Source organism: Microbacterium sp. WHRI 7836, assembly GCF_040223885.2.
Taxonomy (GTDB): Bacteria; Actinomycetota; Actinomycetes; order Actinomycetales; family Microbacteriaceae; genus Microbacterium; species Microbacterium oxydans.
Map to the genome: position 1 here is coordinate 1,056,502 of NZ_CP168171.1, position 17,607 is coordinate 1,074,108.

General features: G+C 69.5%; 15 protein-coding genes. 10 read left to right on the forward strand and 5 right to left on the reverse strand.

Going from position 1 to position 17,607, the window contains the following annotated elements; translation table 11 throughout:
• Window positions 1-85 precede the first annotated feature (85 nt).
• On the forward strand, window positions 86-1,072 hold the full coding sequence (locus ABRP18_RS05045; RefSeq protein ID WP_061018613.1) for a glycerophosphodiester phosphodiesterase family protein: 987 nt from the start codon (window positions 86-88) through the stop codon (window positions 1,070-1,072).
• A gap of 16 nt (window positions 1,073-1,088) precedes the next feature.
• On the opposite strand, the gene ABRP18_RS05050 is transcribed toward ABRP18_RS05045, so the two are convergent.
• Entirely contained in the window at window positions 1,089-1,550 is a 462-nt protein-coding gene (locus ABRP18_RS05050) for a hemerythrin domain-containing protein (protein WP_061018575.1), read from the reverse strand.
• A gap of 40 nt (window positions 1,551-1,590) precedes the next feature.
• Complete coding sequence (locus tag ABRP18_RS05055) at window positions 1,591-1,989, reverse strand: YccF domain-containing protein (RefSeq protein ID WP_046748802.1); 399 nt, start codon at window positions 1,987-1,989, stop codon at window positions 1,591-1,593.
• An 89-nt stretch (window positions 1,990-2,078) separates the two neighbouring features.
• On the opposite strand from ABRP18_RS05055, the gene ABRP18_RS05060 reads away from it, so the two are divergent.
• The 7 genes from ABRP18_RS05060 (at window position 2,079) to ligD (ending at window position 13,106) form a co-directional block, all read left to right on the forward strand.
• Window positions 2,079-3,038 (forward strand): ABC transporter ATP-binding protein, encoded by a 960-nt coding sequence (locus ABRP18_RS05060; protein ID WP_046748803.1) that lies wholly within the window; start codon window positions 2,079-2,081, stop codon window positions 3,036-3,038.
• Entirely contained in the window at window positions 3,035-4,054 is a 1,020-nt protein-coding gene (locus ABRP18_RS05065) for an ABC transporter permease (RefSeq protein WP_349885646.1), read from the forward strand. The genes ABRP18_RS05060 and ABRP18_RS05065 overlap by 4 nt, the downstream gene beginning before the upstream one ends.
• A 154-nt stretch (window positions 4,055-4,208) precedes the next feature.
• Window positions 4,209-7,331 carry a lamin tail domain-containing protein gene (locus ABRP18_RS05070; RefSeq protein WP_349885647.1) on the forward strand — a complete coding sequence of 1,041 codons (3,123 nt, stop codon included), beginning with the start codon at window positions 4,209-4,211 and terminating at the stop codon, window positions 7,329-7,331.
• A gap of 128 nt (window positions 7,332-7,459) precedes the next feature.
• Entirely contained in the window at window positions 7,460-8,071 is a 612-nt protein-coding gene (locus tag ABRP18_RS05075) for a LysE family translocator (protein WP_349885648.1), read from the forward strand.
• Window positions 8,072-8,160: 89 nt separating this feature from the next.
• On the forward strand, window positions 8,161-10,632 hold the full coding sequence (locus ABRP18_RS05080; protein ID WP_058632660.1) for an ATP-dependent helicase: 2,472 nt from the start codon (window positions 8,161-8,163) through the stop codon (window positions 10,630-10,632).
• 75 nt (window positions 10,633-10,707) lie between these two features.
• A complete protein-coding gene (locus tag ABRP18_RS05085) occupies window positions 10,708-11,946 on the forward strand; it encodes an SseB family protein (RefSeq protein ID WP_349885649.1) in 1,239 nt (412 codons plus the stop codon).
• Window positions 11,947-12,032: 86 nt separating this feature from the next.
• Window positions 12,033-13,106, forward strand: a complete 1,074-nt coding sequence (gene ligD, locus ABRP18_RS05090; RefSeq protein WP_046748808.1) for a non-homologous end-joining DNA ligase — start codon at window positions 12,033-12,035, stop codon at window positions 13,104-13,106.
• Window positions 13,107-13,159: 53 nt separating this feature from the next.
• Here ligD and ABRP18_RS05095 read toward each other — a convergent pair whose 3' ends face one another.
• Both ABRP18_RS05095 and ABRP18_RS05100 read right to left on the reverse strand, forming a co-directional pair.
• Window positions 13,160-14,203 (reverse strand): ATP-dependent DNA ligase, encoded by a 1,044-nt coding sequence (locus ABRP18_RS05095; RefSeq protein ID WP_058632663.1) that lies wholly within the window; start codon window positions 14,201-14,203, stop codon window positions 13,160-13,162.
• A 44-nt stretch (window positions 14,204-14,247) separates the two neighbouring features.
• Window positions 14,248-15,699 (reverse strand): NAD(P)/FAD-dependent oxidoreductase, encoded by a 1,452-nt coding sequence (locus ABRP18_RS05100; protein ID WP_349885651.1) that lies wholly within the window; start codon window positions 15,697-15,699, stop codon window positions 14,248-14,250.
• Between the two features lie 72 nt (window positions 15,700-15,771).
• Here ABRP18_RS05100 and ABRP18_RS05105 point away from each other — a divergent pair, with 72 nt between their 5' ends.
• Together ABRP18_RS05105 and ABRP18_RS05110 are read left to right on the forward strand one after the other, a co-directional pair.
• Window positions 15,772-16,260: a hypothetical protein gene (locus ABRP18_RS05105; RefSeq protein ID WP_113680550.1), complete on the forward strand. Its 489-nt coding sequence runs from the start codon at window positions 15,772-15,774 to the stop codon at window positions 16,258-16,260.
• A 2-nt stretch (window positions 16,261-16,262) separates the two neighbouring features.
• A complete protein-coding gene (locus tag ABRP18_RS05110) occupies window positions 16,263-16,796 on the forward strand; it encodes a GNAT family N-acetyltransferase (protein WP_349885652.1) in 534 nt (177 codons plus the stop codon).
• Here ABRP18_RS05110 and ABRP18_RS05115 read toward each other — a convergent pair.
• Window positions 16,781-17,578 (reverse strand): helix-turn-helix domain-containing protein, encoded by a 798-nt coding sequence (locus ABRP18_RS05115; protein WP_127011899.1) that lies wholly within the window; start codon window positions 17,576-17,578, stop codon window positions 16,781-16,783. The genes ABRP18_RS05110 and ABRP18_RS05115 overlap by 16 nt on opposite strands.
• Window positions 17,579-17,607 lie beyond the last annotated feature (29 nt).

Consider the following 17,607-nt stretch of genomic DNA (forward strand, 5'->3'; position numbering starts at 1 on the left):
GGCCTCACTCCAAAGGGGGGTAGTAGGTCTCTTTCCTCCACGATACTCGGCAGGGGGCGCCGCCGGGGTGTTCTACGCTGAGAGCGTGCCCAGGAATTCGCCCCTCGTCATCGGGCACCGCGGTGCGCCCGGCTACCGTCCGGAGCACAGCCGCTCCTCCTACGAGCTCGCCCTCGCCATGGGGGTGGATGCGGTCGAACCCGACGTCGTGGCGACGAAGGACGGTGTGCTCATCGTGCGTCACGAGAACGAGATCTCGGGCACGACCGATGTGGCGGACCATCCGGAGTTCGCCGACCGCAAGACGACCAAGCGCGTCGACGGAAACGCGCTGACCGGCTGGTTCACCGAGGACTTCACCTGGGCGGAGCTGTCCACCCTGCGTATCCGGGAGCGTCTGCCGGAGGTGCGGGCCTCGAGTGCGAGTTTCGACGGCGCTCAGCAGATCCTGCGACTGCGCGACGTGCTCGACATCGTGCGTGAGGGTTCGGTGGAGCACGGACGCGAGATCGGCGTGGTGCTCGAGGTCAAGCACGCCACGTACTTCGCGAGCATCGGCCTCGAGCTCGCCCCGCTCATCGACCTCGAGCTGCGCGACGCCGGATGGGCCGAGGGCGAGCTGCCCCTGGTGATCGAGTGCTTCGAATCGACCGTGCTCGGGCAGCTGCGAGAGCGCGGGATCTCGGCCTCGTACATCTATCTGATCGAGGCGTCGGGGCGTCCCTACGACCTGCTGGTGGCGGAGGGCAAGCGTGCTCTCACCTACAAGGAGACGGTCGCGCCGAAGGGGCTCGACGCTCTGGTCGGCCGGGTCGACGGCATCAGCGTGAGCAAGAAGATGCTGCTCGACCGCGGCAACACGATCGTCGCGGATGCGCACGCGCGCGGACTTCAGGTCTTCACGTGGACATGCCGACCGGAGAACGCCTTCCTCGCCGCGGAGTTCCGAGGACCGGGCGGCCGCGGGGAGTTCGGCGACTATGAGGCGGAGTGGGGCGTCCTCGCCCGTCAGGGCATCGACGGGGTGTTCGTGGACCACCCGGATCTGGGCGTCGCCTTCTTCCGCGGCTGAGCCGTCCCCGACCGCGTCAGAGCGGGCCGAGCACGCTCTTCACGTCGTCGTCGAGCGTCAGCGTGCGCAGCGGTTCGAGGATCTCCCGTTCCTCGAACCGGAAGTGCGATTCCATGATCGCCGCGATCCCGTCGAGGTGCGCGCCGATCGTCGCCGAGTCATCCCCGCGCTCGGCCGCACTGCGCAGCGAGGCGAGCAGGTGGGCGAGCATCGAGTGATCCTGCATGAGCTTGTCGATGACTCCGCCGAGCTCGGGATGCTCGGCGCGCAGGGAGGGGAAGAGCTGCCGGTCCTCGGCGCCGTGGTGACCGTCGAGGGCGGCGCAGAAGCCGATGCAGTAGAGCACGAGCTCCGACGTCGCATCCGGCACGTCCGCACCCCGGCCGAGCGCGTCGCGCGTGGCGGCGAGGGCAGCGCGCAGACGGGAATGCGCCGACCGGAGTTCCTGATCCCAGGCGATCAGGCGGGCGGCATCCATCGCGCCAGTGTAGATCGGTTCAGTGCAGGAGGCATCCCGTTCAGAGTGTGCGGTCGAAGGCACCGCGCCGCGTGGAGACGATCTCCTTGCCCAGCGGCATGAGGGAGACGGGGACCATCTTGAAGTCGGCGATGCCCATCGGGATGCCGATGATCGTGATGCACAGCAGGATGCCCGAGACGATGTGGCCGATCGCGAGCCACCAGCCGGCGAGGATCACCCAGAGCACGTTGCCGAGGAACGATCCGACCCCGGCGGTCGGCTTGCTGATGACCTCTCGTCCGAAGGGCCAGATCGCGTAGGCGGCGATGCGGAACGAGGCGATCGCCCACGGGATCGTGATGATCGGGATGCACAGCAGGATGCCCGCCAGGACGTACCCGAGGAACAGGGCCCATCCGGCCAGGATGACCCAGATGATGTTGAGGATCGTGCGCATGAGCCGATTGTGTCACCACCGCCCCGCCGGGACTGAGCATCCGCCCGGAGGTCCCGGCCGAGACCGTGTGCGGATGCCAGACTGACCGCATGACCGGAATCGTTGTGCAAGACGTCAGCAGAGCATTCGGGACGGTGCAGGCGGTGAAGGGGGCCACTCTTCGTGCGGAGCCGGGGCGCGTGACCGGCCTCGTTGGTCCGAACGGTGCGGGCAAGACGACGCTGCTCCTGATGCTCGCCTCCCTGCTCGCTCCCGACGCGGGGACGATCAGCATCGGCGGTGTCGACCCGTCAGTCGACCCGCTCGCCGCGCGACGTCTGCTCGGCTGGATGCCGGACGCGCTCGGCGCCTGGCCGTCGCTCACAGCTCGCGAGACCATCGTCACGACCTCCCGTCTGTACGGGATCGAGAAGCCCGATGCCGAGGTCCGCGCCCAGCAGCTGCTCGCCCTCGTCGGTCTGGCCGACCTCGCTGACTCCCCGGCCAAGGTGCTCTCCCGTGGCCAGAAGCAGAAGCTCGGACTCGCGCGTGCCCTCGTGCACGATCCGCAGGTCCTTCTCCTCGATGAGCCGGCCTCCGGCCTCGACCCCGAAGCGCGGGTGCAGTTGCGCGTGCTGCTGCGCGGCCTCGCCGCCGAGGGGCGCACCGTGCTGATCTCCAGCCACATCCTCTCCGAGCTGGACGAGGTCGTCGACGACGCGGTGTTCCTCGTCGCCGGCTCCGTCGTCGACGCTGCGCCGGCACAGCGCGTGATGCGGGCCTGGCGGGTGCGTCTCGCCGGCGCGACGGAGGAGCGGACGAAGGCCGACGCATGGCAGGTGGCATCGACCCTCGGCATTGCGCCCGAATCGCTCGGACAGGATCGCGGTGCCGTGCTCGTCCGGCTGGAAGGGGAGGGGGCTGCGGCGCAGGCACTGCGGCACCTCGTCGAGGCGGGACTCCCGGTCGTCGAGTTCGCGCCGGCGCAGAGCCAGCTCGAGCACACCTTCCTGAACCTGCAACAGGCGTCACCGCCCCCAGCACCCACCGGAACGGAGGCGGGCGCATGAGCCTCGCGAACATCGGCATCATCGCCCGACTGGAACTGACCCAGCGGCTGCGCAGCGTCGGGTGGTACGTGCTGCTCGGCGTCTTCGCTCTGGTACTGCTCGGCGTCACGGCTCTGTCTTTCGCCGTGTACTCGTGGGGCGACGCGATCGGCGCCGGCGTGTACTCGATCGTGGTCAACATCGTCCTGCTGCTGGTCGTGCTCGTCTCGCCGACGCTCAGCGGCAACGCGATCAACGGCGATCGGGATGCCGCCACCCTCGCCGCGGTGCAGGTGACCGCCGCATCGACCGGTGACATCATGCTGGGCAAGCTCGTCGCTGCGGTCGCCACCGGCGGTGCCTTCCTGGTCGTGGCGGTTCCGTTCCTCGGGCTCTCCCTGCTCGGCGGAGGTACCAACCCCGTCGTGCTGCTCGTCTCCCTGCTCGTGCTCGCGGCCGAGATCATCATCGTCGCCGCGATCGGCGTGGGCCTGAGCGGTCTCATCGCGCGCCCGCTGTTCTCGGTGGCGACGACGTATCTCGTGGTCGCCGCCCTCGTGTTCGGAACGCTGATCGCGTTCGGACTCGGCGGCATGGCGGTGCGCGGCGAGGCCACCGTCTACTCCCGCCCGTACGACGCGAACGGCAACCCCGAATGCGATCGCTGGGAGGTGAACAGCATGCAGGAGGTGCCGCGATTCGATCTGGTCTGGTGGACCCTGTCGGCGAACCCCTTCGTCGTGCTCGCCGATGCCACCCCGACCGAGTATGCGACCGGTGGCTACCCCGTCGACCTGTTCGGTCAGATCAAGTACGGCCTGCGCAGCGCCCAGCAGTCGCCGCTCGAACAGCGCTGGGACGCCTGTGACCCCGATGGCGGATACCGCACACCGCAAGAGGTCATCGAATCGACGGTGCCGAGCTGGTTCGTCGGACTCGGAGTGCAGGTCGTCATCGCCGGCTCGCTGTTCGCGGGGGCATGGGCGCGCACCCGCACCCCCGCCCGGCGTCTGCCCCCTGGCACGCGAATCGCCTGACGGGAATCGCCACCTCCTGTTCACCTGGTGTGCACCCGAGGGATCCTCGGCGGCCATCCGGGGTCGCTGGTCTGGGCTGGTACCCGACTGAGTCCCGTCCGGACCGTCCTCGCGTCCCGCGGAGGCTGCCGGCCCAGCCACCCAGGAGTCCTCCATGCCCCGCATGCATCGTGCTGCGGCGGTCACGGCGGTGTGCGCGTTGAGCGCCGCCGCTCTGCTCGCCACTCCCGCCGTCGCGATCGGCGCCGATCCCGGCATCCGTCCGACCGAAGCGATCTCGGCTGCTCCGAGCCTCGTGCTGAACGAGATCGTCTACGACGACGCGGCGACCGGCCTCGCCGATCAGGTCGAGATCTACAACGCCGGCGCTGAGACGATCGACCTCACCGGCTGGACGATCGCCGATGAGAAGCGCGACAGCTTCGGCAAGGCGCCGGATGGCGTATCTCTCGCACCGGGGGAGTTCCTGGTGCTCGTGAAAGACGTCGACTTCGCCTTCGGACTCGGCAAGGGCGACGAGGTCGTGCTGTTCGATCCGAGCGGCGCCGAAGCGGACTCCTATGCGTACGAGAACACCGCGCCGTTGTCGGTGTGGGCACGCTGTCCCGACGGGACGGGGCCGTGGGCACCTGCGACGACGGTCACGCCGGGCGCGCCGAACGACTGCGCGGTCGCTCCCGTCGCCGGCTCCATCGTCGTCAACGAGGTCGACTCGCAGCCGGCCGACTGGGTGGAGTTCTTCAACCCCGGCACCGCAGCGCTCGATATCTCGGGCTACGAGATCCGCGACAACTCCGACGATCACCGCTGGCAGTTCCTTCCGGGAACGCAGATCGGAGCAGGACAGTTCCTCGTGGTCGAGGAGGGGACGATCGGCCTCTCCGGAGGCGTCGAGGTGGCCTTCCGCGAGCCGATCGGCATCGGCAGCGCCGACCGTATCCGGCTCTACGACGCCTCGGGCGCGATGGTCGACGACACGCTGCCCTGGCAGGGCCACGCGGCGATCGACGGCGACTTCGCCGCGGCGACCCTGGCTCGCTGCCCCGACGGCATCGGGGCGTTCGTGCTCGCCCACCCGACTTCCGGTGCGACGAACTCGTGCGTCATGCCCGACGTCGTGATCAACGAGATCGAGTCGAACGGCGACACCACCGACTGGGTCGAGGTCGTCAACACCGGGGCCACAGCGGTCGACCTCTCCGGCTGGACCGTGATGGACAGCGACCCGACGGGGCACGCCGCCGAGACCACGCCGCTCCCGTCCGGGACGATCCTGCAGCCGGGCGGCTACTTCGTCTTCGACCAGCCGTCGAACTTCGTCTTCGGTCTCGGCAATGGCGACACCGTGACGATCCGCGACGCGAACGGCAACACGGTCGATGAGCACGTCTACACCGCGCACGCGGCCGGCGTTCTCGCCCGCTGTGCCGACGGCATCGGGGACTTCGTCGACATCGCGGTCTCGACCAAGGGGCTGCGCAACGCGTGCGGCAACCCGGTGCGCATCAACGAGGTCGAGTCCGACGGCGGCTCACCCGACGATTGGGTGGAGCTCGTGAACCCGACGGACACCGCGCTCGATGTGTCGGGCATCGTGGTGAAGGACGACGATGACGCGCACGCCTACGCGATTCCGGACGGCACCACGATCGGAGCGGGGGAGTACCTCGTGATCGAGCGGGCTCAGCTCGGCTTCGGACTCGGCGCGGGCGATGCGGTGCGGGTGTTCGACGGCGATCTGCTCGTGGACTCGACCTCGTGGGGCGATGGCCACGCCGCGACCACCTGGGGCCGCTGCCCCGACACCACCGGCGCGTTCGCCGTCACCGCTGCTTCCACGAAGGGCGTCGCGAACGTCTGTGCCGGCGAGGTCGCCGTGGGAACGTGGCCAGGCTCCGCTGAGGTGCGCGTGGTGGACAGCATCCCGACGTTCCTCGAGGACAGCTCTGGTCTCGACGTGCAGGAGACGGCCGACGGGGCGTTCCTCTGGGCGGTCGACAACGGCGAGGGGCGCATCTGGAAGCTCGAAGCGCACGCCGACGGCTCCATCGAGAAGGTCGACGGCTGGGATGCGGGCAAGCGGGTGCGCTTCCAGAAGGATGCAGCGAACCCGGGAGCCGCAGGTCCAGACACCGAAGGCATCACGGTCGACGGAGACGGCTTCGTCTACGTCGCATCCGAGCGAGACAACAGCGCCAAGGGCGTGAACCAGAACGTGGTGCTGAAGGTCGACCCCGATGCCTCGCCCGGCGACCTCGTCGCCCAGCAGGAGTGGGACCTGACCTCGCTGCTGCCTGCGGTCGGGGCGAACCTCGGCATGGAGGCCGTGCAGTGGGTTCCGGACTCCGCGCTCGCCGGAAAGCTCTTCGACGACCGGAAGAGCGCAGCATACGACCCGAAGGACTACGCGGGACACGGGGGCGGGCTGTTCCTCGTCGCGGTCGAGGACAACGGTCATGTGTACGCCTTCGCGCTCGGCTCCGACGGCTCGGCGACGCTGGTCTCGGAGATCGCTCCCGGCCTCGCCGGAGTGATGGCGCTCGACTACGACAGCGTACGCGACAGCCTCTGGGCGGTGTGCGACGACGGGTGTCAGGGGCGCTCGGCCGAGATCACGCTGAACGGCACCGCACAGCCGGGCATCGCGCACTACGCCCGCCCGGCTGGAATGCCCGACATCAACAACGAGGGCTTCGCCACGGCGCCGGCCTCGCTTTCGGTCGACGCGCAGCGGCCGGTCTGGTGGTTCGCCGACGGTTTCGCCTCGGAGGCGCTGCGCACCGGGACGCTCCCCGGTGGTGGCGGCACTCCTGGAGGAGAGATCCCGCCGCTTCCCGGCACGGAGCTCGTCGACGGCAACCGCGGTGGTCTCACCGTCGATCCCGCGGTCGCGACGCGAGGCCAGACGGTCACGATCACCGTCGACGCGAAGGGCGCTGGCACGGACGTCGCGGTATGGATGTACTCCGATCCGACGCGTATCGCGACGGGCGCGCTCGCGGAGGGCGGCACCATCGCGGTGAGGATCCCGGCGGATGCACCGCTCGGGGCACATCGGATCGCGGTGTTCGATGCGAGCGGCGCTCTCCTCGGCTGGGCCGACATCCGGATCTCTGCGGAAGCGGGCGCAGGAGCGGGAGCAGGGGCCGGTGCAGGAGCCGGCGCAGGTGGGCTCGCGGCCACCGGATCCGAGCTTCCCCTCGCGGGTGCAGTCCTGGCGCTGCTGCTGCTCACCGCCGGCGCGGCGACGATGGGACGTCGGCGGCGCGGGGCCTGAGTCGTGAGCGGGGGTGCGATCTGCTCGTGCCCCCGCGCACCCGCGCCATCTTCCTCCAGGGGGTGCGCGCACGACGCCCGACCGACTAGACAGGGTGTGAGCGCGGGGAACCGCATGAGAGGACGTCGATGAGCATCGCATTCCTGCTGACCACGCTGGTGATCGTCGCGACGCCCGGCACCGGCGCCGTCTACTCCATCGCCGAGGGCATCTCCCGTGGGCGCAGAGCGGGCATCATCGCCGCATTCGGCTGCACGCTCGGCGTCATCCCCCACATGATCGCGGCGATCACCGGGCTGGCCGCGATCCTGAACGCCTCCGCCGTGGCATTCGAGACGATCAAGTGGATCGGCATCGCCTATCTGCTCTTCCTCGCCTGGCAGACGCTGCGCGACAAGTCGCTGATCCAGGCCGAAGAGGATCCTGCTCCGCGCTCGTCGTGGCGCGTGATCGGCACGGCCGTGCTCATCAACGTGCTCAACCCGAAGCTCACGATCTTCTTCCTCGCCTTCCTCCCTCAGTTCGTGCCGTCGCAGGCGCCGGACGCCGCCTGGCAGATGGCAGGACTCAGCCTCGTGTTCATGGCTCTCACCTTCGTGGTCTTCGCGCTGTACGGCATCTTCGCCGCCACGATGCGCACCCAGGTGCTGGGGCGGCCGAGGGTCGTGACCTGGCTGCGCCGCTCCTTCGCCGCGACCTACGTGCTCCTGGCCGGACGCCTTGCGCTGGAGACCCGGTAGCGTCCCCTGCACGCGCAGTCGCTGCACGCCTCCGGGGAGGCGAGGTTCCGTGCCGTGGTGTCGGTGCCGACGCCTAGACTCGTAGGGCCATGACCGAAGCTCCTCTCATCGTCCCCTCCACAGCTGGTCCTCGCTCGTCGGGAACCCCGGGGCAGGACGATCTCCTCGCCGGCCTCAACCCTCAGCAGCTCGAGGCCGTCACCTATCGCGGCCCGGCGCTGCTGATCGTCGCCGGCGCCGGATCGGGCAAGACCAGCGTGCTCACCCGCCGCATCGCCTCGCTGCTGCGCAGCCGGGAGGCGTGGCCGAGCCAGATCCTCGCGATCACCTTCACGAACAAGGCCGCCGGCGAGATGCGCGAGCGTGTCGAAGGGCTCATCGGCGACGCTGCGCGCGGCATGTGGATCTCGACCTTCCACTCCGCATGCGTGCGCATCCTGCGTCGCGAGGCCCAGCAGTTCGGATTCACCAAGAACTTCACCATCTACGACTCCGGCGACTCGCGCGCGCTCATCAAGCGACTCGTGAAGGAGCACGAGGCCGATGCCTACGGGCTCACCCCCGCCGCGGTGCAGGGTCGCATCTCCAAGCTGAAGAACGAGCTGTCCGATGCCGAGGGCTATGCGCGTCAGGCCAACATGTCGGATCCCGCCGAGCGCGTATTCGTCGAGGTGTTCGCCGACTACCAGCGGCAGCTGCAGAAGGCCAACGCCTTCGACTTCGATGATCTGATCGGCCAGACCGTCTACCTGTTCCGCGCCTTCCCCCAGGTGGCGGACACCTATCGCCGTCGGTTCCGGCACATCCTGGTCGACGAGTACCAGGACACCAACCACGCCCAGTACGCGCTCATCCACGAGCTCACCCGGCCGGTATCGGGCGCGGGTGCGGCATCGGAGCCATATGCCTCGAACGGCATGATGATCTTCGAGCCCGACCCCGAGCCAGCACCGGGCGCCGGTGAGGCCGGGGCGTCGCTCACGGTCGTCGGTGACTCGGACCAGTCGATCTACGCCTTCCGTGGTGCCGACATCCGCAACATCAGCGAGTTCGAACGCGACTTCCCCGGAGCGAAGGTGGTGCTGCTCGAGCAGAACTACCGTTCCACCCAGAACATCCTGTCCGCCGCGAACGCCGTGATCGGCAACAACTTCGACCGCAAGGACAAGAAGCTCTGGAGCGACAAGGGCGACGGTGACGCCATCATCGGCTTCACCGGGTACTCCCAGCACGACGAGGCGCAGTTCGTCGCCGACGAGGTCGAGGCACTCCACCGCAAGGGGATGCCGTACTCGGAGATGGCCGTCTTCTATCGCACGAACTCGCAGTCCCGCGCGCTGGAGGAGATCTTCATCCGCTCCGCTGTGCCGTACAAGATCATGGGCGGCACGAAGTTCTACGAGCGTGCCGAGATCAAGGACGCGCTCGCCTATCTCGTCGCTGTCGCCAACCCCGCCGACGAGATGTCCGTCCGCCGCATCCTCAACAAGCCGCGGCGCGGCATCGGCGATGTCACGGAGACGGCGATCGCCCGCTTCGCAGAGGAACACGGGATCTCGTTCCGAGACGCCCTGTCGCTTCCTGGCCAGCTCGGCGTCGGCCCGAAGATCCAGGCCGCGATCGCGCAGCTCGACGCGGTGCTCGCCGAAGCGACGGCGATCATGCTGCCGGCGACGGGCGAAGTGCCGCCACCCACCTCGGTGGCCGATGGGCTCAGCCTGCTGCTGTCGAAGAGCGGCTACCTCGACGCGCTGCGAGCCAGCCGCGACCCGCAGGACGAGGCACGCGTCGAGAACCTCGACGAATTCGTCGCCGTCACGCGCGACTTCGCCCGGAACAACCCCGAGGGCACCATCACCGACTTCCTGACCGAGGTCGCCCTGGTGTCCGACGCCGACGATCTCGACGACGAATCCGGCTCCGTATCGCTCATGACGATGCACACCGCCAAGGGCCTGGAGTACGACGCGGTGTTCGTCACCGGCGTGGAGGAAGACCTCATCCCGCACCGCATCTCGGCGGGAGAGCCCGGAGGGCCGCAGGAGGAGCGTCGACTGTTCTACGTGGGGATCACCCGCGCCCGCAAGCGCCTGCACCTGTCCTTGGCGATGACCCGCGCGCAGTTCGGCGAGGTCACGGTCGCGATGCCCAGCCGCTTCCTGCAGGAGATCCCCGCGAACCTGATCGACTGGCGGCAGTCTCCGGGCGACGTCAACTCGCGCGGCGGGATGCAGTCGCGTGCGCTGAACGCCCGTCGTCAGGGCGGTTTCGGCGGATCGGGCTCCGGAGATCGCTTCGCGGTGAAGTCGTTGCCGGGGCGAGACTCCTTGAAGCCGCTGTCGACCGCCATGGACAAGTTCCCCAACAGGGTCACGGCCAAGATGCGCGACAACGGCGACCTCGAACTCGCCGCGGGCGACCGCATCCGTCACGTCGACTTCGGTGAAGGACGGGTGGACGCGGTGACCGGCGAGGGCGCGAAGCGCATCGCTCACGTGCGGTTCGACTCGGCGGGACAGAAGAAGCTCCTCATCAAGGTCGCGCCGATCGAGAAGATCTGACCCCGTCCCGGTGCGCCCGCGTCGGCGGAGCATCGGGAGGGAGCGCCGTGCGGATTGCCGGTTAGGCTGGCTCATATGGCCCTCTTCTCCCGCCGCAAGAAGTCCGGTGACGATGCCGTCGCCCCCACCGCCGAGGCCGTCGAGCCCCGCACAGCGCAGGGGGATGACCATCCCGCCGAGATTGCGCTCTCCGAAGGCACGGCGTCAGAGAGCGCGACGTCCGACAGCGTGACGTCCGACAGTGTGACGTCGAACAGCGTGACGTCGGACAGCACCGTCGACGAGCAGCCCGCTGCGGCGCCGTCGATCGGGATCTCGGTGCAGGCGTTCCGAGGCGTCGGTGCGGCAGCGGGTCCTGAGGTCGAGCTGCCGTCCTCCGACGCGCCGTCGAACCCGCAGACGCCGCCCGCAGCTCCGGCCGCGCCGCGGACGCCGCCGCGTCCTGCCACCCAGCCCGAGGCGCCCGAGGAGCGGCGCCTGCCCCTCGCGTCCGCGCTGCCGCCGGAGCAGACCGAGACGGTCCCCGGCATGAAGGACAACGTCCTGCTGCGTGAAGCGCTCACCGAGATCGAAGCCGGCGCGACCAACGATCAGCTGCTCGGGGTCATGCGTCAGGCGCTCCAGGGGCACCTGTACATCCGCGTGAACGGCGACGCGCGTGCACAGATCAGCGAGGGCAAGGCCCTTTCGGTCGCGGTCGTCCGAGACAGCGAGGACCGCCAGTACATGCTCGCGTTCAGCTCGGCGGGCGCCGTGCGTGATTCCGTGCAGCTCGAGGCCGATCCCTCGTCGACCTCGGCGGTCGCTCAGCCGGTCACCTCGGTGCTGCAGCAGGTCGTGTCCGGTGACTTCGCCGGCCTCATCGTCGACAACGCCTCGGCTCCGCACCGCGTGGTCTTCCCGACCGAGCTCCTGCAGAAGACTCTCGAGCAGGCCGACGTCGACATGGCGGTGAAGAGCATCCTCGCAGCCCCTCGCGAGCAGGACTCGGCCGTCAAGGTCGGGGAGGCACTCGCGACCACGCGGATGTGGGTCGCCGTCAACGACGGTTCCGGCGGCGGCCCCGTCGGCATCGCCGAAGCCCAGACGACGGACGGACGCCGATTCCTGCAGCTCTTCTCGCACCCGCTCGAGGTCATCGCCCTCGGCCGCGGCGACCGACCGCTCCCGTTCGCACCCGAGCAGCTCGCGAAGGTGCTCACCAGTCACGCCGACATCGCCGGGGTGATCGTCGACTCGGCCGGTCCCTCCATCGTCGTCGAACGGGATGCGCTCACGCCGGTCCTGGTCCTCGCCGTCGACCTCGGCGACTGACCCAGATCTGCTGACCTGATCCGGCCCCCGCGCGCTGCGGAGCGAGCGGGGTTCCGTCCGTCCTGGCTGCACCCTAGGGTCGGAACATGGCCTCAGAACGCGTGACCCTGACCGTCGCCGACCTCGACGGAGAGCGCGAGGTCGCGCTCTCCAGCCCGAATCGCGTGGTGTGGCCCGACCTCGGCATCACCAAGGCGGAACTGGCCGAGTACGTGCAGCTGGTCGCCGGCCCTTTCCTGGCCGCCAACGGCAACCGCCCGGTGTCGCTGGAACGGTTCCGTGACGGTATCGGCCCCTCCGGAGGGGCCAGAGCGGAGGGCTTCTTCTCGAAGAACCCGCCCAAGGGGACGCCGGATTTCGTCGATGCCGTGACGGTCACCTACAACAGCGGGCGTCGACACCCGCAGATCGTCCTGAACCGCGCCAGCGCGATCGTCTGGGCGGTCCAGATGAACACGATCGTGTTCCACCCGTGGGCATCGCTCGCCACCGACCCCGACGATCCCGTCGAACTGCGCATCGACCTCGACCCGCAGCCGGGCACCGACTTCGCAGACGCCGTGACAGCCGCCCACACGCTGCGCGAGGTGCTCCGCGAGGCCGGACTCGAGGCCTTCGCCAAGACGAGCGGCAACCGCGGGCTGCACGTGTTCGCGCCGATCGAACCGACTCACGAGTTCCTGGATGTGCGTCACGCGGTGATCGCCGCCGGACGCGAGCTCGAGCGGCGGATGCCCGAGCAGGTCACGACGAACTGGTGGAAGGAGGAGCGGGGCGAGCGCATCTTCGTCGACTTCAACCAGGCCAACCGCGACCGCACGATGGCGGGCGCCTACAGCCCGCGTGCCCTGCCGGGAGCGACCGTCTCGACACCGGTGGCGTGGGAGGAACTCGACGGCCTCGACCCGACGGCGTTCACCGTCCGGAGCATTCCGAAGCGCCTCGATGACATCGGCGATCCGTGGGCATCGCTGCAGGACAGCCCAGGACGCATCGACACGCTGCTGGAGTGGTGGGAGCGCGACAAGGAGAACGGGCTGGGCGAGCTGCCCTTCCCGCCGGAGTTCCCGAAGATGCCCGGCGAGCCCCCGCGGGTGCAGCCGAGCAAGAAGGTCGCGGCGAACTGGGACGACGACGGCACCCCGGCCGAGAAGGGCTGACCCCCGCCGTCGAGTCGGGGACCTCAGCGCACGACGGTTTCAGCTAGCGCTTTTCAGCTCAGGACGTCTGCGAGGTCGTAGCCCGCGACGGTCTCCAGCTGCTCGTAGGTGCACGAGCGGGCATCGCGATCGGGCCGCCAGCGCTCGAACTGCACGGTGTGACGGAAGCGAGCGCCTTCGAGCTGGTCGTATCGCACCTCGAGCACGCGCTCAGGACGCAACCGCACGAACGAGACATCCTTCGATCCGCTGAACCGCGATCGCTCGCCCTCCGCGGTCACGGCTTCGCCCGCCTCATCGCGCTCGACCAGCGGGGCGAGCTCCTCGACGAGTTCTTGCCGACGGGCATCGCTCCACGCCGCCACACCGCCGACCTGGCGAAGAGTCCCGTCCTCGTCGTACAGCCCGACCAGGAGGGAGCCGACGCCCGAGCCGGACTTGTGGACGCGGTAGCCGAGCGCGACCACGTCGGCCGTGCGGGCGTGCTTGATCTTGAAGAGCGTGCGCTTGCCGGGTGCGTAGGGCTGATCGAGCGGTTTCGCCACGACGCCGTCGAGTCCGGCTCCCTCGAACTCGGCCAGCCAGCGCACCGCGGCGTCGCGATCGCGGGTCGCGCGGGTGAGGTGCAGCGGGTGCTCGACGGTCTCCAGGAGCGTCTCGAGGCGCGCTCTCCTGGTCTCGAACGACTGGGTGAGCAGATCGTCCTCGCCGGCGGCGAGCAGATCGAAGGCGATGAACATCGCCGGTGTCTCGACGGCGAGCTTCGCCACGCGCGAGGCAGCGGGATGGATGCGCTGGCTCAGCGCCTCCCAGTCCAGTCGCTGCGATCCGTGCGGACCGGTGGCGACGACGATCTCCCCGTCGAGCAGACACGGTTCAGGCAGCAGCTGGGGGATCGCATCGACCAGTTCGGGGAAGTAGCGGGTCAGCGGTTTGGCGCCCCGCGAGCCGATCTCCACCGTCTCGCCGTCCCACGCAATGAGTCCGCGGAAGCCGTCCCACTTCGGTTCGTACAGCAGCCCACCCGGGGTCTTCGCGGGGTCGGGCACCGCGGGCACCGCTTTGGCGAGCATCGGCGCGGGGATGTCGTAGCGCATGCTCCCATCCTGGCTGCGCGTGATCGGCGAGGGAAGAGGGGCGGTCAGCCGAACAGGTCGGAGAGCGCCGCGGGTTCTCCCGCATCCCGCAGCGCGGTGCGAGCGGCGTGCCAACCGGCCATCCCGTTCACGGACGGACCGGGGGGCGTCGAGGCGGAGGCCAGATACACGCCGTGCATCGGGGTGCGCCACGGGGCGGGGGAGAGCACCGGGCGACGCAGCGCCTGACGGATGTCGAACACTCCGCCGGAGATGTCGCCGCCGATCTCGGTCGGGTTGATCGCCTCCCGCGACGACGCCGGCACCGCGTGGTGTGCCAGGATCAGGTCGCGGAAACCCGGGGCGTAGCGCTCCACCTGCGCGGTGATGAGCTCTGTGGGGTCGAGGTCGGAGCCCGGAGGGACGTGGATGTAGGCCCAGAACACGGCCTTCCCGGCGGGAGCACGGGAGTCGTCGAGGACAGAGGGCTGCACGGCGAGCACGTAGGGGCGATCGCTCACGTGGCCTGCGGCGACGGCGTTCTCACTCGCCCAGACCTCCGCGCGGGTGCCCCCCAGGTGCACGGTGGGTGCGCCGGCGACGTCGGGGTTCGTCCACGGAACCGGGCCGTCGAGGGCGAAGTCGACCTTCGCGGCACCCGGGCCGTAGCGATAGGAACGGACGGAGCGGGCGTAGCCTGCGGGGACGTCGGGGTGCGTGAGTGCGAGTCGCGGCGAGGTGTTGAGCAGCAGCAGGTCGCCGCGCTGCGGGTCGCCCCAGTCCAGCGTCGCGAGATCGGAGACGGCGGTGCTCACCTCGATGGTGCCGCCGTGGTGTTCGAGGTCGGCGACCATGGCGTCGGCGATGCGCTGCGCACCACCGCGCGGATAGGGCCAGCCTCCCGCGTGACCGAGTGCGGCGAGCAGCAGCCCTGCGGCAGCGCCCGCCAGCGACGGCTGCGGGGAGTTCGCGTGCGCCACCACCCCCGACATCAGTGCGGCGGCCTCCTCCGTGCGGAACGCCGCGGCGGCCAGGGGCGTGCCCTGATCCAGCATCCGCAGGGCGTAGCGCACGGCGGTCACCGGATCGCGCGGGATCCGGAGCAGCTGATTGCCCGTGAAGTCGACGACCCCCTCGATGTGCCGGCTCAGAGGCCGCAGTCGGGACAGCCAGGCTCCGCCGTCGACGCCGAGCTGTGCCGCGGTGCGATCGATATCGCGCCATGCCACCGCCGCACGTCCGTCGTCGAGGGGATGCGCGTAGGACGCCTCCGGCCGGATCCACTCGATCCGCCGATCGAGACCGAACGCCTGGAAGAACGGAGAGGAGAGGGCAGCGGGGTGCACGGCGGAGCATACGTCGTGCTGGAAGCCGGGGAGCGTGGATTCGCGGGTACGGACCCCGCCGCCGATCGTGTCCGCGCCTTCGAGGACGCGCACCGTGTAGCCGGCACGAGCGAGCGACACCGCCGCCGCGAGGCCGTTCGGGCCGGATCCGATGATCGTCGCCTGAGCCATGACGTCAGTTTGGCACGTATACGAGGAGAAAACGGTCGGCCGCACCCCTCGCGGCGTGGGATCCTGGAAGGGATGAAAGAAGTACAGGGCCCGACCCCCGCAGGCACCTCCCGTCCATACCGTTCGCTCCCGGAGGCGCTGCGCGCGCACCGCATCGACCCGTCGAACCACGCGTTCATCACGGCGATCGTCGAGGCCATCGGGATCAGTTCGTTCATCGACCGCGGTCGATACATCGAGGCGATCCGTCGTGGCGAGGGAGCATCCCTCCACATCGGCCGCACCTACACGAACGGCTTCACGGAAGACGAGCGACTCATCGTCGGTTCCGCGCCGTTGCGACTGCAGCCCAGTGAGGGGCGCCCGCCGTACTTCTACGTCAGTCACCCGAGCGAGTTCATCCCGCTGACTCCGCAGCGTGCGGCGAAGCGTGCGACGACTCCTCGCGTCTCCGCCCCCCGCGCGGAGAAGGCGCCGAAGCCCGTCGAGGAGCGCGACTACGGCGTCTGCGACGTGTGCTTCATGGTGAAGACGCCGTCCGGCGGCTGCGGCTGCGACTGAGCGTGAGCGTCGCGCTCGGACCCGAGGCGGATCGACCGGTGATCCGGCTCGCCGACCTGTCCGGAGCCGATGCGCACGAGGTCCGCGCTGCGGTGCGGGCATATCTGCTGCAGACCGAGCGTGAGAAGAGGCAGCAGGAAGGCGGCAGCGCGCCCGATCCCTCCGGAGCACTTCCCGAGCGCTATCGCCGCGAGATCGATGACCCCTCAGCGGCCTACGCGGGTCACCGCGTGCGTGTGGCCCAGCTCGGCGATCGCGTCGTCGGGGTCGTCGTGCTCTCCGTGAGCGACGACGTGGCCGAGATCAAGCGCTTGTGGGCGGTGCCGGAGGTGCGTGGCCGAGGCGTCGGGTCCGCACTGCTCGACGCCGCGCTCCACGACGCGCGCGACCTCGGCGCCGCGCGGGTGCGCCTGTCGGTCTGGGCCTGGCGGGCCGGGCCGGTGCGCCTCTATGAATCGCGAGGCTTCGAACGCGTCCCGTCCTGGGACGAGCGTGCGCGCCTCGTGTGCATGGAGCTGTCTCACACCGCGGGCTGAGACTGTCGGTATCGGCCGGGGGTCATCCCCACGAGCGGCGTGAACTGCTCGATGAACTGGCTCGTCGTCGCCCAGCCGCACGCGGCAGCCGTCCCGGTGACCGAAGCTCCGTCCGCGAGCAGGACGAGTGCGCGGTGCACCCGCAGCTGGAGACGCCATTGCCGATAGCCCATCCCGGTCTCCTGCTGGAACAGGCGGCTCAGCGTCCGTTCGGCCGTACCGGTGCGCATGCCGAGCTCACCCAGCGGCACGGGGCGGGCGAGGTCATGCTCGACGATGCGCGCCGCCCTGCGCAGTCGCGGATCTCGGGGCTCGGGCAGATGCAGCGGCTGCTCCGGCGCCGTCACCGCCTCGTCGACGACGACATGACGCAGATGGTCCAGTGCGCTGGAGCTGCGGGGGCGGTCGGACGTCATCGCGAGCAGCGCCTCCCGCGCAAGAGGCGTGGCGACGAGAACGGCAGGAGCGGAGGGCAGGAGTGCTGCGAGTTCGTCGTCCAGGTGCACGATGCGCATGTCGGTGCGACCGTGCGCACGATGGCGATGCTCGGCGCCGGCGGGCACCCAGGCCATGCGCGTGGAGGGCGCGATCCAGGCTCCGTCGTCGGTGAGCAGGGAGAGCACACCGGAGGCGGCATGCACCAGATGTCCGAGCGGATGAGCATGACGCGGAGATGTCTCGGCGTGCGCGAACCGGTAGGCGCCCTCCAGGGGGAGAGTGGTCAGCGCGTCGAAATCGACCAGGTGCAGGTCGACCATTCGGGATTGGCGGGTATTCGACATCAGACTGCAGTGTACGTGTTTCCTGACGC

Bases quoted from the DNA above. Each gene is read 5' to 3' on its own strand.
- ligD (WP_046748808.1), top strand. From the start codon at position 12,033: ATGGCCTCAGAACGCGTGACCCTGACCGTCGCCGACCTCGACGGAGAG.
- ABRP18_RS05115 (WP_127011899.1), bottom strand. From the start codon at position 17,578: ATGTCGAATACCCGCCAATCCCGAATGGTCGACCTGCACCTGGTCGAT.
- ABRP18_RS05070 (WP_349885647.1), top strand. From the start codon at position 4,209: ATGCCCCGCATGCATCGTGCTGCGGCGGTCACGGCGGTGTGCGCGTTG.
- ABRP18_RS05085 (WP_349885649.1), top strand. From the start codon at position 10,708: ATGGCCCTCTTCTCCCGCCGCAAGAAGTCCGGTGACGATGCCGTCGCC.
- ABRP18_RS05080 (WP_058632660.1), top strand. From the start codon at position 8,161: ATGACCGAAGCTCCTCTCATCGTCCCCTCCACAGCTGGTCCTCGCTCG.
- ABRP18_RS05060 (WP_046748803.1), top strand. From the start codon at position 2,079: ATGACCGGAATCGTTGTGCAAGACGTCAGCAGAGCATTCGGGACGGTG.
- ABRP18_RS05075 (WP_349885648.1), top strand. From the start codon at position 7,460: ATGAGCATCGCATTCCTGCTGACCACGCTGGTGATCGTCGCGACGCCC.
- ABRP18_RS05105 (WP_113680550.1), top strand. From the start codon at position 15,772: ATGAAAGAAGTACAGGGCCCGACCCCCGCAGGCACCTCCCGTCCATAC.
- ABRP18_RS05065 (WP_349885646.1), top strand. From the start codon at position 3,035: ATGAGCCTCGCGAACATCGGCATCATCGCCCGACTGGAACTGACCCAG.
- ABRP18_RS05050 (WP_061018575.1), bottom strand. From the start codon at position 1,550: ATGGATGCCGCCCGCCTGATCGCCTGGGATCAGGAACTCCGGTCGGCG.
- ABRP18_RS05095 (WP_058632663.1), bottom strand. From the start codon at position 14,203: ATGCGCTACGACATCCCCGCGCCGATGCTCGCCAAAGCGGTGCCCGCG.
- ABRP18_RS05100 (WP_349885651.1), bottom strand. From the start codon at position 15,699: ATGGCTCAGGCGACGATCATCGGATCCGGCCCGAACGGCCTCGCGGCG.
- ABRP18_RS05055 (WP_046748802.1), bottom strand. From the start codon at position 1,989: ATGCGCACGATCCTCAACATCATCTGGGTCATCCTGGCCGGATGGGCC.